General features: G+C 37.7%; 1 pseudogene. It reads left to right on the top strand.

Annotation, left to right across the window (positions count from 1 at the left end):
• Positions 1 to 10: 10 nt before the first annotated feature.
• Positions 11 to 557: pseudogene (locus ACRCJ0_RS18915) on the top strand (pyruvate carboxylase); the annotation flags it as partial.

The raw sequence follows: 557 nt of genomic DNA, 5'->3' as shown, positions 1-557 counted from the left end.
TGTTGGTGATATGGCCTTATTTATGGTTCAAAATGACCTAACAATTGATAAATTCTTTGCAGAAGGGAAAAAATACGACTTCCCTCAATCTGTTATCGATTTATTTAAAGGTAAAATCGGTCAACCAGAAGGTGGATTCCCGCAAGATGTATCTGACATCATCTTAAAAGGTGAAGAGGCTTCTACTGATCGTCCAGGGGAACACTTAGCACCAATTGATTTTGAAGCTACTCGTCAAGAATTGATTGCTAAATTAGGTGATGAAGATGTAGACGACCAAGACGTCTTATCTTACATTATGTATCCTGATGTTTTTGTAGACTACCGTCATAAACTTGAACGTTATTCTGACGTTTCAATCATCCCTACACCAAGCTTCTTCTATGGTATGAAGACTGGTGAAACTGTGAATGTTGAAATTCAAAAGGGTAAAGTCTTATACATCCGCTTAATCCAAATTGGTGAGTTGGATGAAACTGGTCAACGGATTGTCTTCTTTGAATTAAACGGACAATCTCGTGAAATTATAGTACGTGACGCCAATGCCAAAACAACGA

Source organism: Aerococcus sp. L_32, from assembly GCF_050689315.1.
The sequence above is the reverse complement of the archived record's forward strand: the minus strand, read 5'-3'. Positions and strand labels throughout refer to the sequence as shown.